This is a genomic window from Pseudomonas sp. JL3 (genome assembly GCF_031570575.1).
In the GTDB taxonomy this organism is placed as follows: Bacteria; Pseudomonadota; Gammaproteobacteria; order Pseudomonadales; family Pseudomonadaceae; genus Aquipseudomonas; species Aquipseudomonas cucumis.
Genome location: NZ_JAKWJK010000015.1, coordinates 153083 through 176376 on the forward strand (window position 1 = coordinate 153083; position 23294 = coordinate 176376).

Genomic DNA, 23294 nt, shown 5'->3' on the forward strand with positions numbered 1-23294 from the left:
ATGGCGCGGTTCTTTATCGATCGACCGATTTTTGCCTGGGTCATCGCCATCGTCATCATGCTCGCCGGGGCCTTGTCGATCAGTCAGTTACCGTTGGAACAGTACCCGGACATCGCGCCGCCGACAGTACGGATCTCCGCCACCTACACCGGCGCTTCGGCCGAGACCGTGGAAAACTCGGTGACGCAGGTCATCGAACAGCAGATGAAAGGGCTGGATAACCTGACCTACATGTCGGCCTCCAGCAGTTCGGCGGGCAGCGCCAGCATCAGCCTGACCTTTGCCGCCGGCACTAACCCGGATGTGGCGCAGATGCAGGTGCAGAACAAACTGCAACAGGCCGAATCCCGACTGCCGCAATCGGTGCAGAGCGAAGGCTTGACCGTGACCAAGGGCGGTTCGGACTTTCTGATGATTGCCGCCCTGGCCTCCGATAACGAAAGCGTTACCGGCACCCAGATCGGCGACTACATTTCCAGCACCTTGCTCGACCAGATCAGTCGTATCGATGGCGTCGGCGACGTGCAGACCCTCGGTTCGGGCTATGCCATGCGCATCTGGCTGGACCCGGCCCTGTTGGAAAAGTATTCGTTGATGCCCTCGGACATCAGCAGCGCCCTGGAAGCACAGAACACCGAAGTGTCCGCCGGCCAGCTCGGTGCCTTGCCGGCGGTGGCCGGGCAGCAACTGAACGCCACCATCAGTGCCCGCAGCAAGCTGCAAACCGCCGAAGAATTTCGCAACGTGGTGGTCAAGTCCACCAGCAATGGGGCGGTGGTGCTGTTGGGGGATGTGGCGCGGGTCGAACTGGGCAGCGAAAGCTACGACGTGAGTTCTGCCCTCAACGGCAAACCCGCCGCCGCCATGGGCGTGCAGCTCGCCGCCGGGGCCAATGCCTTGAGCGTGGGTGAGGCCGTGAAGGCCAAACTCAAGGAACTGGAGCCTTTCTACCCGGCAGAAATGCAGCTCAAGAACGTGATCGCATACGACACGACCCCCTTTGTCAGCCTGTCCATCGAAGAAGTGGTCAAGTCCCTGGGGGAGGCCATCGTTCTGGTGGTGCTGATCATGTTCCTGTTCCTGCAGAATCTGCGCGCCACGCTGATCCCGGCGATCACCGTGCCGGTGGTGCTGCTGGGCACGTTCGGCGTGCTGGCACTGTTCGGCTATTCGATCAATACCCTGACCATGTTCGCCATGGTCCTGGCCATCGGTCTGCTGGTGGACGACGCCATCGTGGTGGTGGAAAACGTCGAGCGAGTGATGGGCGAGCAGGGACTTTCGGCGCTGGCGGCGACGCGCCAGTCCATGACGGAAATCACCAGCGCGCTGATCGGCATCGCTCTGGTGCTCAGCGCCGTGTTTATTCCCATGGCGTTTTTTGGCGGCTCCACGGGGATTATCTATCGGCAGTTTTCGGTGACCATCGTCTCGGCCATGCTTCTGTCGGTGCTGGTAGCGATGACCCTAACGCCGGCCTTGTGTGCGACGTTGCTCAAGCCGTCCGATGCCCAGGGCCATGGCGCGCAAAGCGGCTTCTTCGGCTGGTTCAACCGCAGTTTCGAACGTAGCGCCGAGCGCTATCAACAGTTGGTAGGCGGCATTCTGCAGCGTGGGCGTCGGAGCTTGCTGGTGTACGGGGTGGTTTTGCTGGCGATGGGTGCTGGTTATGCCAGCCTGCCGACCTCGTTCTTGCCGGACGAAGATCAGGGCATTCTCATGGCGCAGATCCAGTTGCCGGTGGGCGCCACCGATAGCCGCACTCAGGCGGTAATGAAACAGTTCGAGCGCTACATGCTCGAACAACCGGAAGTCGAGGCGCTGATCAGCATCAGTGGCCTGGGCATGGGTGGTAACAGCCAGAACACGGGTAGGGCCTTTATCAAGCTCAAGGACTGGAGCGAGCGATTCGGGAAAGGGCAGGATGCGGCCTCGATAGCCCAGCGTGCGACCCTGGCTTTAGCGAGCATTGGCGATGCCAGCGTGTTTGTCATGCAGCCACCGGCCGTGCGCGGATTGGGGCAAAGTTCGGGCTTTGACCTGCAACTCAAAGACCTTGGTGGTCTGGGGCATGACGCCCTGGTCGCCGCGCGGGAACAGTTTATCGAACTGGCCAACAAAGACCCTCGATTGCTGGGGGTGCGCAGCAATGGCCTGGACGATACACCGCAGCTCAAAGTCAGCATCGATGATCGCAAGGCCGGGGCCTTGAGTCTGAGCACCAGCGACATCAACGCCACTTTGTCCACGGCGTTGGGCGGCAGTTACGTCAATGACTTCCTCAATCAGGGTCGGGTGAAGAAGGTTTACGTGCAGGGCGAGGCGTCGGCGCGGATGCAGGCGGCCGACCTGGAGCACTGGTTCGTGCGCAACAGCAAAGGCGAGATGGTGCCGTTTTCCTCGTTCGCCAGCAGCGCGTGGAGTTATGGCTCGCCGTTGCTGGAACGCTACAACGGCAACGCCTCGCTGGAGGTGGTCGGCGATCCGGCGCCGGGGGTGAGTTCCGGGGTCGCCATGGACGCGGTGGAAGCGATCATCAAACAACTGCCCGAAGGCATCGGCTACGAGTGGACCGGGCAGTCTTATCAACTGCGCCTGTCCGGCTCCCAGGCGCCGCTGCTGTACGGGATCTCGGTGCTGTTTGTGTTCCTCTGTCTGGCGGCGTTGTACGAGAGCTGGTCGGTGCCGTTCTCGGTGATGCTGGTGGTGCCGCTGGGGGTGGTCGGCGCGGTGCTGGCGACCCGTTTCAGTGGTTTGAGTAACGACGTGTACTTCCAGGTCGGGTTGTTGACCACGGTGGGGCTGGCGGCGAAGAACGCGATTCTGATCGTCGAGTTCGCCAAGCACCTGCAAGAGCAGGGCAACAGCTTGCGGGACGCGACGCTGGTTGCCGTGCGCCAACGCCTGCGACCGATTCTGATGACATCTCTGGCCTTCATGTTCGGCGTATTGCCCCTGGCGTTGAGTTCCGGTGCCGGTTCCGCCGGGCGCCAGGCCATCGGTACCGGCGTGCTGGGGGGCATGTTCAGCGCCACTGTATTGGGGATCTTTTTTGTGCCGCTGTTCTTTGTGCTGATCCGTCGCCGTTTCGGTCGTGTATCCACCGCAACAATCGCCAACCCAACCGTCCAGAAAGGTGATGCATGATCAAGTTTCATTGGCCATTGTTGGCCGCTCTGGCGTTGCTCAGTGGCTGTATCAACCTGGCGCCGCAGTATCAGCGCCCTGAGGCGCCGGTCGCCGAGCAATGGTTACCGACGAGCAGCACGCCCACAGGCGATGCGGCGGCGGATATTCATTGGAAGCAGTTCTTTACCGACAGTCGCCTGGCGCGCTTGCAGGCCCTGGCCCTGGCCAACAACCGTGACTTGCGTCTGGCCAGCCTGAACATCGAAAAGGCCCAGGCTCAATATCGCATTCAACGGGCGGCGGCGTTTCCCACCATCGATGCCGGAGTCAGCGGCACACATAGCCGCATGTCTAGCAGCAGCGCGGCGAGCACCAGTCATGAGTACAGTGCGCAACTGGGTTTGAGCAGTTACGAACTGGATGTGTTCGGGCGAGTGCAGAACCTTCAGGACGAAGCGTTGGAAGACTATCTGGCGCTGGCCGAAACCCGGCGTAGCACCCAGATCAGTCTGGTGGCGGAAGTGGCCACGGCCTGGCTGACCCTGGCGGCGGACAACGAACGTTTGCAACTGGCCGAAGAAACCCTGCGCAGCCAGCAGGCAACCTACGAACTGACTCAGCGTAGCCACGCCTTGGGTGGTTCCTCCGGCTTGGCCCTGGCCCAGGCACAAACCACTGTGGAATCGGCCCGGGGCGACGCGGCGGTCTACTCCAGTCAGATTCTCCAGGACCGCAATGCCCTGCGCTTGCTGGTCGGCAGCGATATTCCCGATGAACTGCTGCCTGGCGCTAGCCTGCAATCGGCCGCGGTGCTGGTTCAGGTGCCGGATGAGTTACCGTCCAGTTTGTTGCAACGTCGCCCGGATGTCCTGGCCGCCGAACATACTCTCAAGTCGGCCAACATCGATATCGGCGCGGCCCGTGCGGCGTTCTTTCCGAGCATCAGCCTGACCGCCAACGCCGGCTCCGCGAGCTCGGCCTTGTCCGGTCTGTTCAAGGCCGGCAGCGGCGCCTGGACCTTCGCCCCGAGCGTCAGCCTGCCGATCTTCGATGCCGGCAGTAACCGCGCCACGCTGGACGCAGCCAAGGTCGAGCGCGAAATTCAGGTGCAGACCTATCAACAAACCCTGCAAACAGCCTTCAAGGAAGTGGCCGATGCCCTGGCGGTACGCAGCACCCTGGACCAACGCCTGGCGGCCCAGCAAGCCTTGACCGACGCCAGCCGCAAAAGCTTTGAACTGGCCGACGCGCTCTATCGAGGCGGTTCGCAAAGTTACCTCGAAGCCCTGGACGCTCAGCGTTCGTTGTACAGCGCGCAACAGGACCTGATCACCCTGCGTCTGGCCGAGCAGAGTAACCGGGTAAGTTTGTACAAGGTGATGGGGGGCGGTTGGAATTGATGTCTGTGCCGGGGTAATGCAGTTCAAAAGTGTGGGAGCGAGCCTGCTCGCGATAGCGGTCTGGCAGGCGATATTGATGTTGAAGTTGATGGCCTTAGCGCGAGCAGGCTCGCTCCCACAGGTTCCGTACCATTAGGCTTCGGCCTCTTCTTTCGTTCCGGTGAATCAGAAGTTGATCGAGGCGCTCAGCCGCGCGGTCAGTGGCGCGCCCTGGAACAGGTAGCCATCGCCCATGTACTCACCGGCATCACGCCAGTAGCGTTTATCGAACAGATTATCCACGGTCAGCCGGAACACCGTGTCGTAACCGTCGATGCGCGTGCTGTAGCGGCTGCCGATGTTGAAAACGGCATAGGCGCCGGTCTGCACTTCACCCTGGCGGTTGGCGTACTTGCTGGCGCTGTACTGCACTCCGCCGAGCAGCGCCAGGCCGTCGAACCAGGGCAGGGCATAGTCGCCGTAGAGGTTGGCGCGCAGGGTCGGAACGTTGATCGCCTGGTGGCCTTCATAAGCTGGCGTGCCGCTGTCGGTGACCCGCGCGCGGATCGCCGCGACGCTGGCAGAAATCTGCAGGCGCTGACTGGCCCAGCCATTGGCCGAGAGCTCCAGCCCGGTGTTCTTCTGTTCGCCCTGTTGGGTGAATGTGAACGTGCCGTCGTCATTCGGTCGCGAGTACTGATAAGCCTGACGAATCTGGAACAGTGCCGCAGCCAGGCTGATGCGCTGCCAGTCGTATTTGATGCCGGCTTCGATTTGTCGCGACACGGTGGGCGCGAGGATTTCATAGGCATTGGTGGTGAACCACGCCGCTTCGCCGCCCAGGGACAGGCCCTTGCTGTAGCGGGTGTACAGCGACAGGTTTTGCAGCGGCTTGTAGATCAGTGCGGCCTGGGGCAGGAACACATAGCGCTGGGTGTGCCGGGTGGTGTCGCCCTGGCTGTCGAAGGTCTCTTCATCCAGGCGCACTTCGCGCCCACCGAGCACGGTTTGCCATTGCTCGTTGAAGCTGATCCGGTCATTGAAGAACAACCCGTACTGACGGCTGTCCAGGCGTCGATAGGAATCGTTGAGCGGGCCGTCGTAGCGGGCAAAATCAGCCGGTTCGCTGTTGATGTTGGCACTGCCGATCATCTGGTTGATGGCGTCGCGCTTGTCCACTACACGGCGGAACGCGCTGGTCCCGACGCTCAGTTCGTGGCCCAGGCCGGCGGTTTCGAAGTGGCCGCTGAGGGTGGCCTGCACCTCGTCGTTGCGGCGGGTATCGTCGGGGCTGCGGAAATCGTAAATGTCGTAGTCGCCCTCGGGGCTGAAATAGTTCGGCACCGCCGCGCTGGCGCAACTGACGGAGCCGTAGCAGCCCCAGGCGAACGAACTGTAGTCATCGATCACTACACGGCTGCGGGAAGCGCTGAGGCTGCCTTTCCACTGGTCACTGAAACGGTATTCGAAGTTGCCGTTGAGGTTCAGCGCATCGGTGGTGACTGGCTTCGAACCGCTCTGGTGTGCCAGCAGCTTTTTCGGCGAGGCGTGGTGCGGCAGGCTGGAACCGCCGAGCAATTGATAACCCGGTGCCGAGCGCTGTTCCTTGGTCTGGTACTCGGCATCCAGTTGCAGCAGCGCATCGGGGCTGATGTTCCAGTCGAAGGCCAGCGAGGCGAAATCGCGCTGGCCGTTGGTGTGTTCGACGTAGGAGTGAAGGTCTTCGTGTGCCAGGTTGGCGCGCAGGCCGAACTGCTGTTCACTGCCGAACCAGCCACCGACATCGGTGGCCAGGTAACCGCTGCCGCGATCGTCGGTGGAGACGGTGACCGAACGCACATCGGCAGGCCGCTTGGTCACATAGTTGACCAGCCCGCCGGGCTCGCTGACGCCGCTTTGCAGACCGGAAAGGCCCTTGAGCAACTCCACCTGCTGTTTGTTCTCCAGCCCGACGTTCTGCTCGCCGGTGATGGTGCGGCCGTTGATCTTGTAGCTGCTGGCGGAGTTGAGGGAAAAGCCGCGTACCACGAAGTTTTCGTAATAACCGACCGGCGCGTAGCTTTCACCCACCGAGGCGTCGTTGCGCAGCACTTCGCTGAGCAGGCGCGCCTGCTGATCCTTGATCAAGGCCTCGTTGACCACCGAAATCGAGGCCGGCGTATCAAGTAATGGCGCCGCTTCGAAACCTCCGACCGAAGCGCTTTCGGCCTGATAAGCGGAGGTGTCTTCGCCGGTGACGGTCACTGCCGGCAGTTCGGTGGCGGCCCAGGTCGAAGGCATCGTGCTAGCCAGCAGCAGGCCCAGGTTCAGGGGATTGAACGCGAACCGCGGGGCGGTCACTCCCTCGCGGGAGGTCCGGTAAAGCATATCCATGAAAACTCCTCAACGACTGCGCTCCCGGGCTGGCGGGCACAGATGCCCGGGCGCGCTTCAGGAAAGAGTCGGTTAAAACTGGAAAAAACGATGTGTGCCCTGAGGGCTGGTAGTGCATGGCCCCTGTCGCATACGGCGATTATCGCGCCGGGGCATTTTACGGTGGGTCAATGTTCTTTGGCTTTCCTGATCCTGATCAAAATAAACAGCAGGACGCAGAGCGCGAGCGGGGTCATGGCCAGCATGGCATCTCGCGCGGAAATATCCGCGCCCATGACATGCAACCCCGAGTAGAACAGCTTGAACAGGCTCAACAAGTAATAGGTGATGGCGATAATCGACAAGCCTTCGACGGCGCGCTGGATTTTGATTTGAGTATCGGCGCGGACGTTCAGGCTATTCAGGATTTCCGAGTTCTGCTCTTCCATTTCGACCTGGACACGGGCCTGCAACAAGTCCCCGAGGTTGGCCACGCTTTCGGCCAGTTGCTCCAGGCGTTGTTCGGTGACCGCGCAGTATCTGACCGTGGGTTTAAAGCGTCTTTCGATGAAGATACCCAGTCGCTGGCAGTCACCCACATGACTTTCGCGCAGTTCGCCCAAGCGCTCGAAAACCAGCTGTGCATAGGCTTGGGTGGCGCTGAAGCGGTGTCGGGTTTTCGCGCTGCTGCTGACCACTTGCGCCGACAGGTTGGCAATGTCGGTCAGCAACGCTTTCGCATTTCCGGTATCGGGGCCGGCGTTACGTTCCGAGAGGTTTACCAGGGTTTTGTCGAAGACGTTGAGCTGAGTGCTCAAGGCTTTCGCGGTGATGAGTGAAAGCGAAGCCATCATTCGGTAGGTTTCGATTTCCAGCAGGCGGCGGATCATCCGTCCCAGCCGATACGCATTCAGGCGTTTGTTAATGAACAGGAAACGGTTGGTGCCGTCGTCGCTCAGGCGAAAATCGCTCCAGACCGTCGCATCGCCACCGCCGATGCAAGAGCCGCTAGGATCTTTGAATCCATAAACTGACAAATCGCCAGAAAAGGACGTATCAGTGCGCACCACAATCTGCACAGCGTTGATCACGTGCTGCATGAAGGGTTCGACCCGATCCATCAAGGCTTTGGGTGGCGGGCTCCAGCAGGGCTCGTGGCTGGAGGAGGGCACCACCAGCGTCAGCGTCAGGAACTCCGCGTGCCGTTCCCACTTCAAGGCGTAGCCCTCCAGCTCGGTGATGCCTTGGGCTGCATCCGGGTCGACGGGGCCGGGGCAGCAGCGACTCAGCAGAGTGTCGCACTGCCCGTCATTCGCCAGAAACGCCAGATGAAAGACGTGGGCGGGCTCGTCGAAATACAGAGAAGGGCGCGCGTGCAACTCGTTGTGCAGGATCAGTCTTTGCGGATGCATGCTGTTTGGGCCATGTTGGAGTTGTTTGTTCTTGGGACTGGGTGACGAATACCCGAGTCACAAACAAAACCTGGCGGTTGCCCAATACCAATCAGCCAACCATGGAACCTGTGGGAGCGGGCTTGCCCGCGAAGTCGGTGTATCAGCCTACATCAGCAGTGCCACCGATTTTCAGGCGAACGGCCATCGCCGATGTGTCCGGCACGAGATGGATAGCTCCGTTGTGAACTATTCTTTTCAAGTGGCCCCTTCAATGCCTCATTCAAGGAATTGATATAAATCAAGGCCTAAGCGCTTTAAGGGAGGAGTCTGGGTCTGATGCCGGATCTCTCGCCGGCGTCGAGGGTCTACCTGTCTGGAGTCAGCTCATGAGCCAGTATCAAAGGTTATTACTGATCATCAACCCGCTGTTGCGCCATTCTCCTGCGATAAACCATGGCGCTGCCTTGGCCAAGGCCAGCGGGGCGAGCTTGCACATAGCCGCGCTGATCCCTTCGTTGAACATTCTGTCGTTGCTCGAAGAAGGCGACCGGAAAAAGGCTCGGGCGAGCTACCTGCAGGAACACCGCGACTGGCTCAATGAACAGGCGGAAAAAATGCGGGGCAGGGGGATCGAGGTGACAATCGAAGTCGCATGGGCCGACAACATGCGCCAGGACATTCTTGACCACGTCACCGAAATGCAGCCCGATCTGTTGATCAAGCAAGTGCAGCATGAACCCGTGCTCAAACGCGCATTCTTCACTCCGCTGGATTGGCGTTTATTGCGCCATTGTCCGGTCCCGGTTTATCTGGTGGGCGGCGAAGGTCATGCCTTGCCGCAGAAGGTGGTGGCCGCGGTTGACGTGTCAGACACCGAGCCTTCGAACAGCGAACTCAATGACCGGATCATCTTGCAGGCTTCCGGCCTGGCGCTGCAGTGCAATGCCGAGTTGCATCTGTTGTACGCGTGTGACATTTCGGCAGCGTTCCTGGCGGACATGGGCGGCGGTCTGACGCTCGCGGAGCTTACCAGGGAGTTACGCAACGACCTGGAAAAGTCTTTTCTCAAGCTGGCCGCCCGGTTCGGTGTGCCCGCCGACTGTCGGCATTTCATCATGGGGCAACCGGTCTCGGTGCTGAGCGAATTCGCCCACGAGCATCAGATGGACGTGGTCGTGGTGGGCAGAACCCAATACCGTGGTCTGGAGCGGCTGCTTGGCAGCACGACCGAACATATTTTGTATCAGGTGCCTTGCAGCATTCTGGCGGTCTAGGGGCGCACGCGCCTGTTGGAATGATGGCCGCCGTCAAACGAACGCCCATTTTTGGGGTTCCGGCCCCAGGGAGGTTTTCAAATGACTAGTCCTTCATTGCAAACCATCTTGCACGACCGGGTGGATGCCGGCCGAGGCCTGGTGGAGCCGTTGCTTAAATACGCTAAAAGAGCCGATGTCATCGTCCTCGCCTTGCCCCGTGGCGGCGTGCCGGTCGCTTATGAAGTGGCCACGGCTCTGGAGGTACGCCTGGACCTGATGCTGGTGCGCAAGCTGGGAGTACCGTCTCATCAGGAACTCGCCATGGGCGCGATTGCCAGCGGCAACATACGAATCGTCAATGACGATGTACTGAGGGCGAACGGTATTGATCAACGTACGCTTGAGGGCGTGGTTGCAAAGGAAACCCAGGAATTGTTGCGTCGCGAGCAGCTATACCGGGCATCGCGTGCACCTGTGGCGCTCAAGGATCAGGTGGTGATTCTGATCGATGACGGCCTGGCGACAGGGGCCACGATGATGGCCGCGATAGAGGCCGTGCGCCTGCACGCGCCGTCTCGTATCGTCGTCGCCGTGCCGGTGGCACCGCTTGAGACCGCTGAGGCGCTGCGTGACGAAGTGGACGAACTGATTTGCCCGCTGATCCCCGACTGGATGATCTCGATCGGGCTTTGGTACACGGATTTTTCGCAGACGTCGGACGAAGAGGTCATCGATCTTCTGCACCGGGCCTGGCAGAGAGAGTCCGGTTCAGGCGACTCATTTCAGAACGGTTCCGGTATTTGAGCCGTTGCCTGGCGTGGAGCAAACCACGTCAGGCCTTCAAGTGATCCTGACATTGATGAATTGCCACGGATCGGATTCATCGGTCTGCTCGGGCATCAATGAGTGACGTCCGGTAAGCGGCGTCCAGTCGGAATAAATGCCTTCTACATTGCCCAGGTAGGGCATGCAAATCTGCAAAATCTCCCTGAAGGGCAATTCATCCGGTTCGACGATGCCGCGTTGAGGATTGCGAATCGCCCAGATCACACCGGCCAGCACTCCCGCCGTCACTTGCAGGCTGGTGGCGCTGTTATGGGGGCATAGAGCCCGGGCTTGCTGGATCGATAAGCGCGAGCCATACCAATAGCTGTTTCTGGCATGCCCCATCAGCAGCACGCCGAGTTCGTCACTGCCGTCGAGAATTTCATCGTCAAGCAGGCGCTGGCCGCTCTGGGGTTTCCAGTTGCGCTCGGTGAGTTCATGCACCGAGAGTAAGGCGTCATCACAGGGTCGATAAGCGTAGTGGACGGTCGGCCGGTAAATCGGTTGCCTTCCCTGGCCAAGGGTCAGGTAGTCGGCAATTGACAGGGCTTCGTTGTGGGTCACGAGGAGCCCATGGGTGGGGCCCGTCGAGGGCGTCCAGGTACGAACCGACGTGGCGGCACCGGGACGTTGCAGATAGATTCCGGCCTGGCACCCGAAGGGGTGGTAATAGCCATCCCCGGGAAGCACTTTTTCATGGCTGCCCCAACCCAATTCCGCCGGTTGACTGCCTTCACTGATGAAACCGTCCACTGACCAAGTGTTGACGAACTCATCGGCGATTTTGTGTTGCGATGAATACTGCGAATCGCGTTCGGCGATGTGGATGCAGCGGATATTCAGTCGGCTGGCCAGTTGCGCCCATTCTTCGCGAGTAGCGGGCAGGGGCGTTGTGTCACCCAAATCTTCAGCGAGGTTGACCAGTGCCTGTTTGACCAGGTGAGACACCAGCCCCGGATTGGCGCCGTGGGTCAACAGGGCGGTGGGCAGACCTTGCGCACTTTCCCCCCGAAGCTGAAGCGCCGCTTCCCTCAATGCATAGTTGGATCTTTCGGACAGGGATTTGTCGGGGTCGGTGTAACCGCCTTCCCACGGCTCGATACAGGTGTCCAGATACAGCACGCCTTTACGCTGGGCGAATTGAATCAGGGACAGGCTGGAGACTCCCACCGAGAGGTTGAGCAGGAAGTCGCCAGCACTCAACAGAGGGTCCAGCACCACCTCGTAATTGCTCTGGTCCAATTGCTCGGACTTGTGGGCGACGCCGAATTCCTGGGCGAGCAAGCGTCCATCGTCATCGGGGCTGAGGATCAACAGTCGCTGCGGTTCAAGCTCAAGATGGCGCAATAGCAGCGGCAGTACGCCTTTGCCTATGCAGCCAGAGCCGATCATCACCAACCTGGCATTAAAGGGCTGAATGACATACTCAAAATCTGACATCGATTGCCTCCACCCGCCTGACCGCGGGGTCGCCGCCAATGACCTGTCGATAACCACGACGCTCTCAAACTAGAGACTGCAAGGCTCGGTTAAAGCTCAAAAAAGTTTCGGACACCGTGAAGGAGACTCTGCTGTGCCGATCGAGACCAAAAAAACAGATAAGAATGAGGCGAACTGCTGGCCCCCCGATTTCCGTTTCGTTGTCAAACTTGCTTTCTTTTCAGAAGGTTAGGCATTGGCGATATGCGGACTTTGATATGGATGGCTGCAACGTTTGCCCTGGTGACTCTCTCGCTTGAGGCTCAGGCAAAGGACCTGAACAAGAACAGTCGTTTCGTCTGCAGCTGGGGCTCGGACATCGCTGCCGGCGCACAGGCGTCGAAGCTTTCCGGGCTCACGCTTTACGGGGCGCGCAGGAAACTGCAGGCACGCAAATTTCCCCGGCCGTGGATGCGCATGACCGCCATGGGGATCACGGAACAAACCTATAACAGCCCCTCGCGCCTCAAGCCTGCTGCTATCAAGCAAACGTATTACGAGCAATGCATCAACCATGAACTGGCGCAACGGTAGTTGCGCCGACAACTCACGATCCCCATCCCTCTCTAACAGCCTTTCGAATCCCCTCCAGCAACATCGCAAACGCCGGGTTGTCGTTGTTCTCGCGCCAGATCAAATGCAGCTCGCTTTGCACGCCTTCCCCCAGATCGATATCGCGAAACACCACGTTCTTGAACACGACGCTGGTGGCGCAGCGCGGCACCAGCGCCAGGCCCATTCCGGCGTTGACCAGGGCCAGGATGGTCAGGGACGAGCCGAGCCATTGCACATATTCCGGGGCGACGCGGGCTGAGCGGAGCATGCCGGTCAGCAGTTCGTTGAACGGCGGATAGGCCGCATGGGAGTACATGAGGAAGGGTTGTGCGTCCAGGTCTTTGACGGACACGATTTCGGCGCTGGCCAGCCGATGGTTGTGGGGGACGGCCAATACGAAAGGTTCACGCACCAGGCATTCGGTGGCGTAGCCCGGCTCCAGCAACGGCGCGCGAACGATGCCCAGATCGATACGACGCGCGCGAAGGGCTTCGTGTTGCTGGTAGGTGTTCATCTCCGACAGATCGATTTTGACCTGAGGCTGTTTGAGCCGCGCTTCAGCGATGACCTTGGGCAGGAACTCGTACACCGCGCTGCCGACGAAGCTGATGTTGACCGTACCGATGTCCCCTTCGGCGAAGCGCCGGGCGGTCACGGCGGCTTGCTGCGCTCGCTCCAGCAGGTTCTGCGCTTCGATAAAGAAGGCGCGGCCGGCGGCGGTCAGGGCGACGCTGCGCGTGCTGCGGGTGAACAACTCGACGCCCAGGTGATGCTCCAACAATTGAATCTGGCGGCTGAGGGGCGGTTGGGTCATGTTCAACCGTTCGGCGGCCCGGCGGAAGTTGAGTTCGGTGGCCACGGTGGTGAAGCAGCGCAGTTGCGTCAGTTCGAACATTGATCTAATCCAGGTATCAATCGAGTGCCAAGTTAGATTAGACGGGATCAATAGGCGCGTCCATGATCGGTTCTCCCCTAAAAAAACAATGAACGGGAGTCGCCCCTTGAATAACCATCAGAGTCCGCCGGACCCGACCGTCCTTGCCCGAGCAGCGGCCAAGGTCAAGCGCCATGTGCTGCCGCTGTTCGTGGTGATGTTCATCGTCAACTACATCGACCGGGTCAACATCGGCTTCGTGCGCAGCCACCTGGAAACCGACCTGGGCATTGGCGCCGCGGCCTATGGCTTGGGCGCCGGGCTGTTTTTCATCGGTTACGCGATCTTCGAAGTGCCTTCCAATATGTTGCTGCAACGCTACGGTGCCCGCGCCTGGCTGACGCGCATCATGTTCACCTGGGGCGCGGCGGCGATGGCCATGGCCTTCGTGCGCGGCGAAACCAGCTTCTATGTGCTGCGCTTCATTCTCGGCGCCGCCGAAGCGGGTTTTTTCCCCGGCATCATTTATTACTTCACCCAATGGCTACCGTCGACGGAGCGGGGCAAGGCCATGGCGATTTTCCTCAGCGGTTCGGCCATTGCGTCGGTGATTTGCGGTCCAGTGTCCGGCGCGCTGCTGCACGTCAGCGGTCTCAGCCTGCATGGCTGGCAGTGGATGTTCCTGATTGAAGGCTTTGCTTCCATCGTGCTCTGTGGATTTGTCTGGTTCTGGCTGCAATCCCATCCACGCGAGGCGAAATGGCTGAGTGTCGAAGAAAAGGATGCATTGGTAAGCGCCATTGCCCTGGAACAGCAGGCTCGCGAAGCCGTGCAGACGGTCAAACCGTCGATGTTCAAATTGCTGGCTGACCGGCAGATTGCCCTGTTCTGCTTTATCTACTTTTCCATCGCCCTGACGATTTATGGCGCCACGTTCTGGCTGCCCAGCATGATCAAGAAAATGGGCAACCTCGGCGACTTCCAGGTCGGCCTGTTCAACTCGATTCCGTGGATTATTTCCATCCTGGCGATGTATGGCTTCGCCGCCATGGCCAACAAATGGAAATACCAGCAAGCCTGGGTGGCCGTGACGCTGGTGATTGCCGCGTTCGGTATGTTCATGTCCACCACCGGCGGGCCGATCTTCGCCTTCGTTGCTATCTGTTTTGCGGCCATTGGTTTCAAGGCGGCTTCAGCATTGTTCTGGCCGATTCCCCAAGGCTATCTGGATGCGCGCATCGCCGCGGCGGTGATCGCTTTGATCAACTCCATCGGTAATCTCGGTGGCTTCGTGGCGCCGACCGCGTTCGGTTTCCTGGAGCAGACCACCGGCTCCATCGAGGGCGGTTTGTACGGCCTGGCGGCCACTTCGCTAGTCGCGGCCGTGGTGATCTTTTTTGCCCGCACTGCACCGCGTGGTGACACGCGCAGTTCGCTCACCGCTAAACCGGTCGACGCCGTTGCCCCCCAAAATCCTGTCAGTCATCAAGCCTTGAATGCCGAGCCAAAGGGAGCTGCCTCTTGAAAATCAAACGCGTCACCGTCACCCCCATCGCCTTCCGCGATCCGCCGCTGCTCAATGCCAGCGGTATTCACGAACCCTTCGCGCTGCGCTCGATCATCGAGATCGAGAGCGACAATGGCTACATTGGCTTGGGCGAAAGCTACGGCGACGCCCCGGCGCTGGCGATTCAACAGCAATTGCAAAGTCAGCTGATCGGTCTCGACCCGTTCAACCTCAACCAGTTGCGCGCCCTCGTGCAGGCCACCGTGGCGGCGAACAAAACCCCAAGCATCGCCGGTGCGGAACTGGCGCCCGGCTCCCACGCCAGCAAAGCGGTGAGCAACGCGTATTCGGCGTTCGAAGTGGCGTTTCTCGATCTACAGGCGCATTCCCTGAACGTGCCGCTGGTGGACCTGCTGGGCGGGGCAATTCGTGATGAAGTGCCGTTCAGCGCCTATCTGTTCTTCAAGTACGCGCAACACATCGACTCACCGTACAAACCGGACAGTTGGGGCGAAGCGCTGAGTGAAGAGCAGATCGTCGCCCAGGCCCGGCGCATGATCGAGGCCTATGGTTTCAAGAGCATCAAACTCAAAGCCGGCGCACTGCCGCCGGAGCACGAAGTGTCGTGCATCAAGGCGCTGAAAAAGGCCTTTCCCGGCTACCCGCTGCGCATCGACCCGAACGGCAACTGGTCGCTGGAAACCTCGATTCGCATGGCAGAACTGTTGGGCGATGACTTGCAGTATTACGAAGATCCGACACCGGGCCTCGACGCCATGGCCGAGTTGCACAAGCGCACCGGTCTGCCGCTGGCGACCAATATGGTAGTCACTGACTTTGATGAGTTCCGCCGCAGCGTGGCCCTGAACAGCGTGCAGATCGTGCTCGCCGACCATCATTACTGGGGTGGCCTGCGCGACACCCAGGCGCTGGCGAAAATGTGCGACACCTTCGGCCTGGGCGTGTCCATGCATTCCAATTCGCACCTGGGCATCAGCCTGATGGCCATGGCGCATGTCGCCGCCTCGGTGCCCAACCTCGATTACGCCTGCGACACCCATTACCCCTGGCAGGAACCGGACGAAGAGGTGATCAAGGGTGGCAAGCTACCCATCGTCGATGGCTGCGTGAAAATCACTCGTGCGCCGGGGTTGGGCCTTGAACTGGATCACGATCAATTGGGCAAACTGCATGACCAATACCTGACCTGCGGCATTCGTCAGCGCGATGACGTGAAGCAGATGCAGCGTTACAAGCCGGAGTGGAAGGCCGTCAAGCCGCTTTTTTGACCGATGGACGCGGATTATGCGTTGTCCGGCGCTTCGCGAAACCGCTACTCGAGGGCCTCCGCAAACGGATAGAACGAAAACCACGGCCTGGCTTCGTCAATCACTCGCTGAAATGACGGTTTCTGTACCAACCGCTCGAAATAGGCGCTCAAATGCCGGTAGTCGACGGGGAACGGTACGAGTGTCCTGGCATAGAAAAGTGCCGGGGCAGCGGCGCAATCGGCCATGCTGAACGCCGGGCTGGCCACCCAGATTCTGGACGCCATTCGGCGATCAAGCATGCCGTACGCCGTTTCCAGCGTAGACCACTCCCTGGTCAAATCACCGTTGGTCGCGTGTAGTCGATCACTGACAATCTGTTGTAGTGGCACTTGTACATAATGGTCGAAGAAACGATCCCATAACCGGACCTCCAGCGCGCTGTCCCAATCGTCTGGAATCAGTTTGTGCGTGCCTGGATACAGCCGATCCAGGTACTCGATGATGATGCTGGACTCCGGCAGATTCCGCTGCTGAGCATGGTCACAAAGAATTGGGAACTTTCCGATTGGCCACAATTGCTGAAGCTCTGCGCGGTCGCCAGCGTCCGCGAGATCGATGATCTTTCTTTCGAATTCGGTGCCATTTTCGTAGAGCGCGATGAGCACTTTGTGACAGAACGACGCCAGCGGATGGTAGTAAAGGGTCAGCGACATCTTTCAACTCCTCGGTGGATTGAAGGGGTAATGAACATTCATAGACGGATGTTGGCAGGGCGTCAGAGTGTCAGGGCCGCCACTTTCAAGCTTGCGTACTTGCAGGCGGAAGAATTCCTGCTTAACTGGTAACCACTGGTCGGTTTGTGACTTGTTGGTCATGGTGTTCATCTCAGCGCCCTTGTACCGTTGTCGCTGGTTTGTGCTGTATGGCTTGCCCGGAGGAAGCCGGAGAGTCAATCGAGCTGTGTGCCTGATCCAATTTGTTCAAGGAATAGAATGAAAATGATGCTGAAAACTGCGATCGTCGAGATTGGTAAGAAGTACAAGGTTTATACCGAACATTATCTCAACGCCACCGCCGACAAGACCATTATTCTGGTCAATGGCTCGCTGGCAACGACCGCATCTTTTGCCCAGACGGTGCGCTACCTGCGGCCACGCTTCAACGTAGTCCTCTACGATCAGCCCTACGCCGGTCAATCGAAACAACACAACCAGCACGACCTGCCGATCCGCAAGGAAGACGAGGCCGCAATTCTGTTGGAGTTGATCGAGCACTTTTGCGCGCAGCATGTGATGTCCTTTTCCTGGGGTGGCGCGGCGACCTTGCTGGCGCTGGCGCAACATCCACGCCGAATCGAAAAAGCGGTGATCAGTTCATTCGCCGCGCGAATCAATACCCCGATGCGCGATTATCTGGAGAGCGGCCGGCATTTTCTTCAGGCCTGTGATCGGCGCAATGTCGGGCGCTTGATCAACAGCACTATCGGCAAGCACCTGCCGTCGCTGTTCAAGCGTTTCAATGAGCGCCATGTCAGCAGCCTGGACGAACACGAATACCGGCAGATGCATTTTCACGTCAATGAGGTGCTGACCCAGGATACTCATTGCTATGTTTCCTGTGCCGATGCCATCGAAGTTCCGCTGCTGTTTATCAATGGCGAATGGGATGAGTACACCTCGGCGGAAGACGCCCGTCTTTTTGCGGCTCATAGCCGTCAGGCTCAGTTTCAGACCATCAAGAACGCCGGGCATTTCCTCGATATGGAACACCCGACGGCCTGGCATGACACCCAACAGGCCCTGCTGGGCTTTCTGAAGCCGGTCGCCAAAATACCGAGCCAGCCCCGTGACCTGACATTCAGTAGCAAATCGTCAGTGATTCCACCCCTTCAGTCAGCTAACTGGGTGCGGCTTTAACTGACGCAGCAATTCAATCTGATCCGCTGGGACCAAGGTGCGCAAGGCTTTATAAAGCGCGCGGGTTTCAAGCAGGTTCCAGACACGCAGCATGGTTTCCAGGGCATCCAGAGGCTTGCTGATGAAGTCTTTGGCGCCCAGGGCCAGCGCGCGCAGGCGGGTATCGCGTGTGGCGTCGGCGGTGAGCACGAGGATCGGCAGGTATTCGCCGGTCGGGATGCGCCGGTTGAGTTGTTCCAGGACGGCAAAGCCATCGAACTCCGGCATGTGCAGGTCAAGAATCACCAGGTCAGGCTCGAAGCTGTTGAACAGGTCCAGGGTTCGCAGCGGCTGAGTGCTGCTCAGGACATTAGTCAGCCCTTCGCGGACAAGCAGCTGCTCCATCAAATCGAGGTTGGGCCGTTGGTCGTCGATGATCAGAATGCGCAGGTCGGTGTTCACACGGGCTCCGGTAGATGCTGGTCAAGATGGGCGAGGAATGATGGGATGTGAATCGGCTTTGTCAGCACCGCGGTCGCTCCCGCCTCAAGCAAAGCCAGATGGGTGAGGTCGCTGGCATCGGCGGTGATCATCAGCACTGGAATGGCATGGGTGATGGAAGACTGGCGCAAGCGTCGCAGAACATTGAAACCATCAAGATCCGGCAGGGCCACGTCGAGCAAAATCAGCTGCGGCGCATGTTGACGGGCCAGGTCAAGACCCATTTGCCCCTGCATACTTGAAAGCAATTGAATGTGCGGCCGTCGTTGCAGCAGGGTTTCGATCAGGGCCAGGCTCGAGAGATTGTCTTCGATGCACAGCACTTTGCCCTGATAATCGGGAGCGGTGAGGGCGGCCGTGACCATTGGGTGACTGATTCGCGCAACCGGTGGCTCGGTGACTGGCTGCAGGCGCACGAAGGGCAGTTCCAGGGTGAAACTGGAGCCTGCGCCGGGTTGGCTTTTGACGGTCATGCTGCCGTTCATCATCTCCAGCAGACTCTTGCTCAAGGCCAGGCCCAGACCGGTGCCTTCCACATTCGGATCGGTCTCCAGGCGCTCGAATGGTTTGAACAGTTGCTCCAGTCGATCGGTCGCAATGCCCTTGCCGGTATCGCAGACCGACACGGCAATTCGCTGTTGAATAATCCTGACTTCGATGTGCACCTGACCCTGGGGCCGGTTGTATTTGATCGCGTTGGATAACAAGTTCAGCAGCACCTGAACCAGGCGTTGTCGATCGGCGACGATCCCGCTGTCGGCGGCCAGCATCGGCAGTTCAACCAGCTGAATGCCGGCGTCGCAGGCCATGGGGGAAACCAGCGTCAGGGCTTCTTGCAGCACCACTGCCAAGGGCACGGCTTCAACGTTGAGTGGCAGGCGCCCGGCCTCGATCTTGGCGATGTCCAGCACTTCGTTGATCAGGGTCAGCAGGTGTTGTCCGGCCCGCAGGATGTGACCGATCTGCGCCCGCTGCCCTTTGGACGAGTCCATGTCCAGCAGTTGTGCGAAACCGAGAATGGAGTTGAGCGGGGTACGCAGCTCGTGGCTCATGCGCGACAGGAACTCGCTTTTGGCTCGACTGGCGCGTTCGGCTTCTTCGCGGGCGGTGCTCAGCGCTATCTCGGCCGCACGGCGATCGGTGATGTCGCGGGTGATCTTGGAAAATCCGCGCAGGGCGCCACTGCTGTCGTATTGCGCGGTAATTACTACGCTGGCCCAGAAGCGGCTGCCACCCTTGCGACAACGCCACGCCTCTTCCATGTAATGACCGTCGCGAGTCGCCTCGCGCAGCGCCATGTCGGGATGCTGCGGGCATTCTTGCGACAGATAAAACACCGAGAAATGCTGCCCGACGATTTCCTGCTCCGTGTAGCCCTTGATCCGTTCGGCGCCCGCATTCCAACTGGTGACGAAGCCCTGTGTGTCGAGGGCAAAAATGCCGTAGTCCTTCACTCCGTCGATGATCAGCCGCAAGCGTTCTTCGTTGTCGCGCAACGCCCGTTCACGTTCGGCCAGCAGCAGACCAGCTTCGACCAGACGCGTGCCCAACTGACCAATCTCATCGTTCTCTGGCGGTTGCGGCAACAACGGCTGACCGAGTGCCAGTCGTTGTGCGTTGCCCTGGACCTGCTTGACCCGGGCGACGATGCCTTTGGACAGAAACAACACCGCCACGATGGCGCCAAACAGCCCGCAGGCTGCGGCCAGCAAGGTAGAGAACAACAAACGCTGGCGAGTCGAGGCGGCCGCCGCGGTGCGCTCGGCCAGCAGCGTGTCTTCAAGGGTGCGCATGGCGCTGATGCGTTCACGCAGTTCGTCGAGGATGTGCTTGTTATTGATCAGGATCGTGGTGATCGACTCGGGTGTGGCGTTGCGATCATCGAGCAGTTCAACCAGGCCCTCGACCTTGGTGTCGATCAGCGGCGTGATCGCCTCCAGATGTTTGCGCACCCGCACATCGCGAACGTTGCTGTCGAGCCGGCGCAGGGCTGATTCGATCAAGGGCTTGGCTTGCCGATAACCCGGCAGGAAATCCTCGCGGCGAGTCAGCAGATAACCGCGCACGCTGGCGGCGGCCTCGGCGAGCAGGGTGTGCACGGCCTGAATATCGCCTTGTACCAGCAGCACACGGCGCACGTCTTCTTCTGCGCGCGCGGTCTGGCGTTCGGTGATGTAGATCAGCACCAGAGAGAGCAACAGGATTACCAACGGCAGGGAAATCACCACGAGGGCTTTGCCACGTAACGGCAGATCGGCCCAGCGTCGAGCGCTTGAAACTTTCATGACTGGGTCACCAGACCCAGGGCGATACCACGGACAGCAGCCTGGGTTCGGTCGGCGGCGCCGAGTTTGCCTATAACCCGTTCCACGTGGGCCTTGGCCGTGCCCGTAGTGATGCCGAGTTCTTCGCCGATTTCACGATTGCTGAAACCGCTGGCTACCAGCCCGAGGACCTGGCGTTCGCGGGCGGTCAAGGTTTCGGCAGGCGCGGCGCCACTGGCGTTGCGTTCGGTCATGCGCCGCAGCAGACGGGCGCTGACCGCGCTATTGAGCGCTTCCTCACCCGCGGCGACGCGTTGCAGGGCGTTGATCACTTCATCGCGGCTGGCGTCTTTGAGCAGGTAGCCCACGGCACCGGCATTCATCGCCGCTTCCAGGTGATCCGGGCTGTCGTCCATGGTGAAGATCACCACTTTCAGGGCCGGCAGGCGCTGCTGAAGAATCCGCGCCGCACCCAATCCATTGAGCACGGGCATGCGAATGTCGAGGATGACGATGTCGGGCAGCAGGCGTTCGCACGCGTCTACCGCTTCCTGGCCATCGCGGGCCTGGCCGACCACTTCGAATTGCGGATGGCCCGCCAGCAGCGCGACGAAACCGGTTCGGGTGACCTCGTGATCGTCCGCCAGAACCAGACGTAAAACTTCAGTCATTGAGCTGTTCCATTGAGGTCGGAGGGTACGGTGGCGCGCAGTCGGGTTCCGCCGTGTGCAAGGCTGACGCAGGTGAAATCACCGCCCAGCAGGCTCGCGCGTTCCTGCATCGCCGCGAGCCCCAAGTGACGGGCGCCACAGGTGTCGAGTCGTTGTTCCATGGCAAAACCTTTGCCGTTGTCGTCCACCCGCAGGGAGGCTTGCCCGTCGTGCAGTTCCAGCGCCAGGGCGACGTGGCTGGCCTGCGCATGTTTGAGAATGTTGTTGATACCTTCCTGGGCAATCCGGAATAGAGCGATCTCCACCTGGCTGGGCAAACGTGCTTCGCAACGCGTGCTCCAGTTCACTTTGATCCCGGCGTCGCGCAGGCGATCCGCTTCTTTGTCGACCGCCTTCAGCAAGCCAAAGTCGTCGAGTACCGTCGGGCGCAGGCCGCTGATCAATTGCCGGCCTTCACCGACGCAATGCTGGGCCAGTGCAAGAATCGTCTGTAAGTCCGCACCGAGTTCCTCGGGCAGTGACGGGCAGCGACCGGCAAAACCTTGCAGGCGCTGATGCAGCCCGGCGAGGGTTTGTGCCAGGCCGTCGTGCAGGTCGTAAGCCATGCGTTTGCGTTCGTCTTCCTGGGCCCTGAACAGCCGATGCACCAGATCGGACATGGTCCGCTCGCGGGCGACCAGGGCATCCAGCAACCGCTGGTTTTCCAGGTGTGCGGCCAGCAATGTGGCGAGCAATTGCAGGGATTCGATGTCCTCGGTGTCCGGTGCACTGATGCTGACACTGTTGGCCAGCATCAATGCACCGAAGGCCGCGCCATCGCCACCGCGCAAAGGCACCCGCAGCACATTGGGCAGGACCGCGCTCGGTTGCTCCTGCCATTGCGCAGTGCGCATCGCGGTATCGGCGAGGTGTTCGAGGCTGCGTAAACGATCACGGTTGCCGTGACTGGCGGTGGTCCTGACCTGCGCATCCACGTCCCATTCCAGCAGTAGCGCGTGGTCCATCGCGAGGAAGGCACAAGCCCGTTGCAGCACGCGTTGACGCATGGCTTCGGGGGCCAGTTGCGTCAGTTCCTGGCCGGTATCCACCAGCAACCGCAAGCGCGCGGCGCGACTTTGCGATTGCCGATACTGGGTGCGAATGGCCAGGGCGCTACCGGGATCGTGATCAGGATTTTGCATGGACATATTCCGGCGCAGGCGCGTCCGTTCGGGCTGGGGCGTCATTAAACCGTGTTAACGGGGCAGGGCGCTATCTGCCGAATGGCATAGGCAAATGACTCCGGTTGGCCGATGGCGGGGGGCGTTTCGAGCGGCACAGTAGGGCCATCGACCACCATTGGATTAGCGCAATGAAATTCAAGACCTCAACCATCGTCCTGTTGTTCGCCCTGACCGCCCCGTTGGCCCACGCGTTGGAGGCAGTGCCTTACGTTTACAGCAGCGTGGCCGAACAGCCCGGTAACGTGAAGGATCGTGAAATCGCCGCACTGTTTGATCAATGGAATAGTGCGTTGAAGAGCGGCAATGTTCAGAGCGTGGTCGACCTGTACGCGCCGAACGCGGTGCTGCAGCCGACGGTTTCCAATAAGGTGCGCACCACCCCGGCGCAGATCAAGGACTACTTCGATCACTTCATGGCGCTCAAGCCGGTGGGGCAGATCAACTACCGTGAGATCCGCCCATTGGGCGCCAATGTGGCGATGGACAGTGGCGTTTACACCTTTTTCCTGACCGAAGCCGATGGCAAGACCCGTCAGGTGCAGGCGCGTTACACCTTTGTCTATGAACAAGTGGGCGGTCAGTGGAAGATTCTCAACCACCACTCTTCGGCGATGCCGCAAGCGCAGGTGCTGCACGCCGGGAAATAAACAGAGGATGTGCAAGACCGACACGGCCCAACTGTAATTGAATGGACTCGCCCACGCCGAGGCGTCTATGCG

Annotated in this window: 18 protein-coding genes; 9 read left to right on the top strand and 9 right to left on the bottom strand. The window is 59.9% G+C overall.

Going from position 1 to position 23294, the window contains the following annotated elements:
- Together MMG91_RS22615 and MMG91_RS22620 are read left to right on the top strand one after the other, a co-directional pair.
- Entirely contained in the window at positions 1–3147 is a 3147-nt protein-coding gene (locus tag MMG91_RS22615; protein ID WP_310660770.1) for an efflux RND transporter permease subunit, read from the top strand.
- Complete coding sequence (locus tag MMG91_RS22620) at positions 3144–4529, top strand: efflux transporter outer membrane subunit (RefSeq protein WP_310660771.1); 1386 nt, start codon at positions 3144–3146, stop codon at positions 4527–4529. Before MMG91_RS22615 ends, MMG91_RS22620 begins: the two co-directional genes overlap by 4 nt.
- Positions 4530–4694: 165 nt before the next feature.
- Here MMG91_RS22620 and MMG91_RS22625 read toward each other — a convergent pair whose 3' ends face one another.
- Together MMG91_RS22625 and MMG91_RS22630 are read right to left on the bottom strand one after the other, a co-directional pair.
- Positions 4695–6881, bottom strand: coding sequence for a TonB-dependent siderophore receptor (locus MMG91_RS22625; protein WP_310660772.1), 2187 nt, complete (start codon positions 6879–6881; stop codon positions 4695–4697).
- Between the two features lie 167 nt (positions 6882–7048).
- The gene (locus MMG91_RS22630; protein ID WP_310660773.1) at positions 7049–8272 is read right to left on the bottom strand and encodes a DUF3422 domain-containing protein; all 1224 of its coding nucleotides are present in this window, start codon (positions 8270–8272) and stop codon (positions 7049–7051) included.
- 368 nt (positions 8273–8640) lie between these two features.
- Here MMG91_RS22630 and MMG91_RS22635 point away from each other — a divergent pair, with 368 nt between their 5' ends.
- Together MMG91_RS22635 and MMG91_RS22640 are read left to right on the top strand one after the other, a co-directional pair.
- Positions 8641–9528 (top strand): universal stress protein, encoded by an 888-nt coding sequence (locus MMG91_RS22635; RefSeq protein WP_305445636.1) that lies wholly within the window; start codon positions 8641–8643, stop codon positions 9526–9528.
- A gap of 81 nt (positions 9529–9609) precedes the next feature.
- On the top strand, positions 9610–10314 hold the full coding sequence (locus MMG91_RS22640) for a phosphoribosyltransferase (protein ID WP_310660774.1): 705 nt from the start codon (positions 9610–9612) through the stop codon (positions 10312–10314).
- A 36-nt stretch (positions 10315–10350) separates the two neighbouring features.
- Here MMG91_RS22640 and MMG91_RS22645 read toward each other — a convergent pair whose 3' ends face one another.
- Positions 10351–11775: a saccharopine dehydrogenase C-terminal domain-containing protein gene (locus MMG91_RS22645; protein WP_310660775.1), complete on the bottom strand. Its 1425-nt coding sequence runs from the start codon at positions 11773–11775 to the stop codon at positions 10351–10353.
- Positions 11776–12018: 243 nt separating this feature from the next.
- Here MMG91_RS22645 and MMG91_RS22650 point away from each other — a divergent pair, with 243 nt between their 5' ends.
- Positions 12019–12348 carry a hypothetical protein gene (locus MMG91_RS22650; protein WP_305445633.1) on the top strand — a complete coding sequence of 110 codons (330 nt, stop codon included), beginning with the start codon at positions 12019–12021 and terminating at the stop codon, positions 12346–12348.
- A gap of 13 nt (positions 12349–12361) precedes the next feature.
- Here MMG91_RS22650 and MMG91_RS22655 read toward each other — a convergent pair whose 3' ends face one another.
- Positions 12362–13264: a LysR substrate-binding domain-containing protein gene (locus MMG91_RS22655; RefSeq protein ID WP_305445632.1), complete on the bottom strand. Its 903-nt coding sequence runs from the start codon at positions 13262–13264 to the stop codon at positions 12362–12364.
- Positions 13265–13370: 106 nt separating this feature from the next.
- Between MMG91_RS22655 and MMG91_RS22660 the strand changes: the two genes are divergently transcribed.
- Both MMG91_RS22660 and MMG91_RS22665 read left to right on the top strand, forming a co-directional pair.
- On the top strand, positions 13371–14768 hold the full coding sequence (locus MMG91_RS22660; RefSeq protein WP_310660776.1) for an MFS transporter: 1398 nt from the start codon (positions 13371–13373) through the stop codon (positions 14766–14768).
- The gene (locus tag MMG91_RS22665) at positions 14765–16039 is read left to right on the top strand and encodes a glucarate dehydratase family protein (protein ID WP_310660777.1); all 1275 of its coding nucleotides are present in this window, start codon (positions 14765–14767) and stop codon (positions 16037–16039) included. The genes MMG91_RS22660 and MMG91_RS22665 overlap by 4 nt, the downstream gene beginning before the upstream one ends.
- Positions 16040–16083: 44 nt before the next feature.
- Here MMG91_RS22665 and MMG91_RS22670 read toward each other — a convergent pair whose 3' ends face one another.
- Positions 16084–16734: a glutathione S-transferase family protein gene (locus tag MMG91_RS22670; RefSeq protein WP_310660778.1), complete on the bottom strand. Its 651-nt coding sequence runs from the start codon at positions 16732–16734 to the stop codon at positions 16084–16086.
- Positions 16735–17019: 285 nt separating this feature from the next.
- On the opposite strand from MMG91_RS22670, the gene MMG91_RS22675 reads away from it, so the two are divergent.
- The gene (locus tag MMG91_RS22675) at positions 17020–17937 is read left to right on the top strand and encodes an alpha/beta hydrolase (protein WP_310660779.1); all 918 of its coding nucleotides are present in this window, start codon (positions 17020–17022) and stop codon (positions 17935–17937) included.
- Here MMG91_RS22675 and MMG91_RS22680 read toward each other — a convergent pair.
- Genes MMG91_RS22680 through MMG91_RS22695 form a run of 4 tightly spaced genes read right to left on the bottom strand, consistent with a single transcriptional unit; the run spans position 17914 to position 22533 of the window.
- On the bottom strand, positions 17914–18378 hold the full coding sequence (locus MMG91_RS22680) for a response regulator (RefSeq protein ID WP_007901111.1): 465 nt from the start codon (positions 18376–18378) through the stop codon (positions 17914–17916). The two genes, MMG91_RS22675 and MMG91_RS22680, sit on opposite strands and share 24 nt — an antisense overlap.
- The gene (locus MMG91_RS22685) at positions 18375–20702 is read right to left on the bottom strand and encodes an ATP-binding protein (RefSeq protein ID WP_310660780.1); all 2328 of its coding nucleotides are present in this window, start codon (positions 20700–20702) and stop codon (positions 18375–18377) included. Before MMG91_RS22685 ends, MMG91_RS22680 begins: the two co-directional genes overlap by 4 nt.
- Positions 20699–21352: a response regulator transcription factor gene (locus MMG91_RS22690; protein WP_123721820.1), complete on the bottom strand. Its 654-nt coding sequence runs from the start codon at positions 21350–21352 to the stop codon at positions 20699–20701. Before MMG91_RS22690 ends, MMG91_RS22685 begins: the two co-directional genes overlap by 4 nt.
- Entirely contained in the window at positions 21349–22533 is a 1185-nt protein-coding gene (locus tag MMG91_RS22695) for a sensor histidine kinase (protein WP_305445625.1), read from the bottom strand. The genes MMG91_RS22690 and MMG91_RS22695 overlap by 4 nt, the downstream gene beginning before the upstream one ends.
- Before the next feature lie 170 nt (positions 22534–22703).
- Between MMG91_RS22695 and MMG91_RS22700 the strand changes: the two genes are divergently transcribed.
- Entirely contained in the window at positions 22704–23222 is a 519-nt protein-coding gene (locus MMG91_RS22700) for an SgcJ/EcaC family oxidoreductase (RefSeq protein ID WP_310660781.1), read from the top strand.
- The last annotated feature ends 72 nt before the right edge of the window (positions 23223–23294 follow it).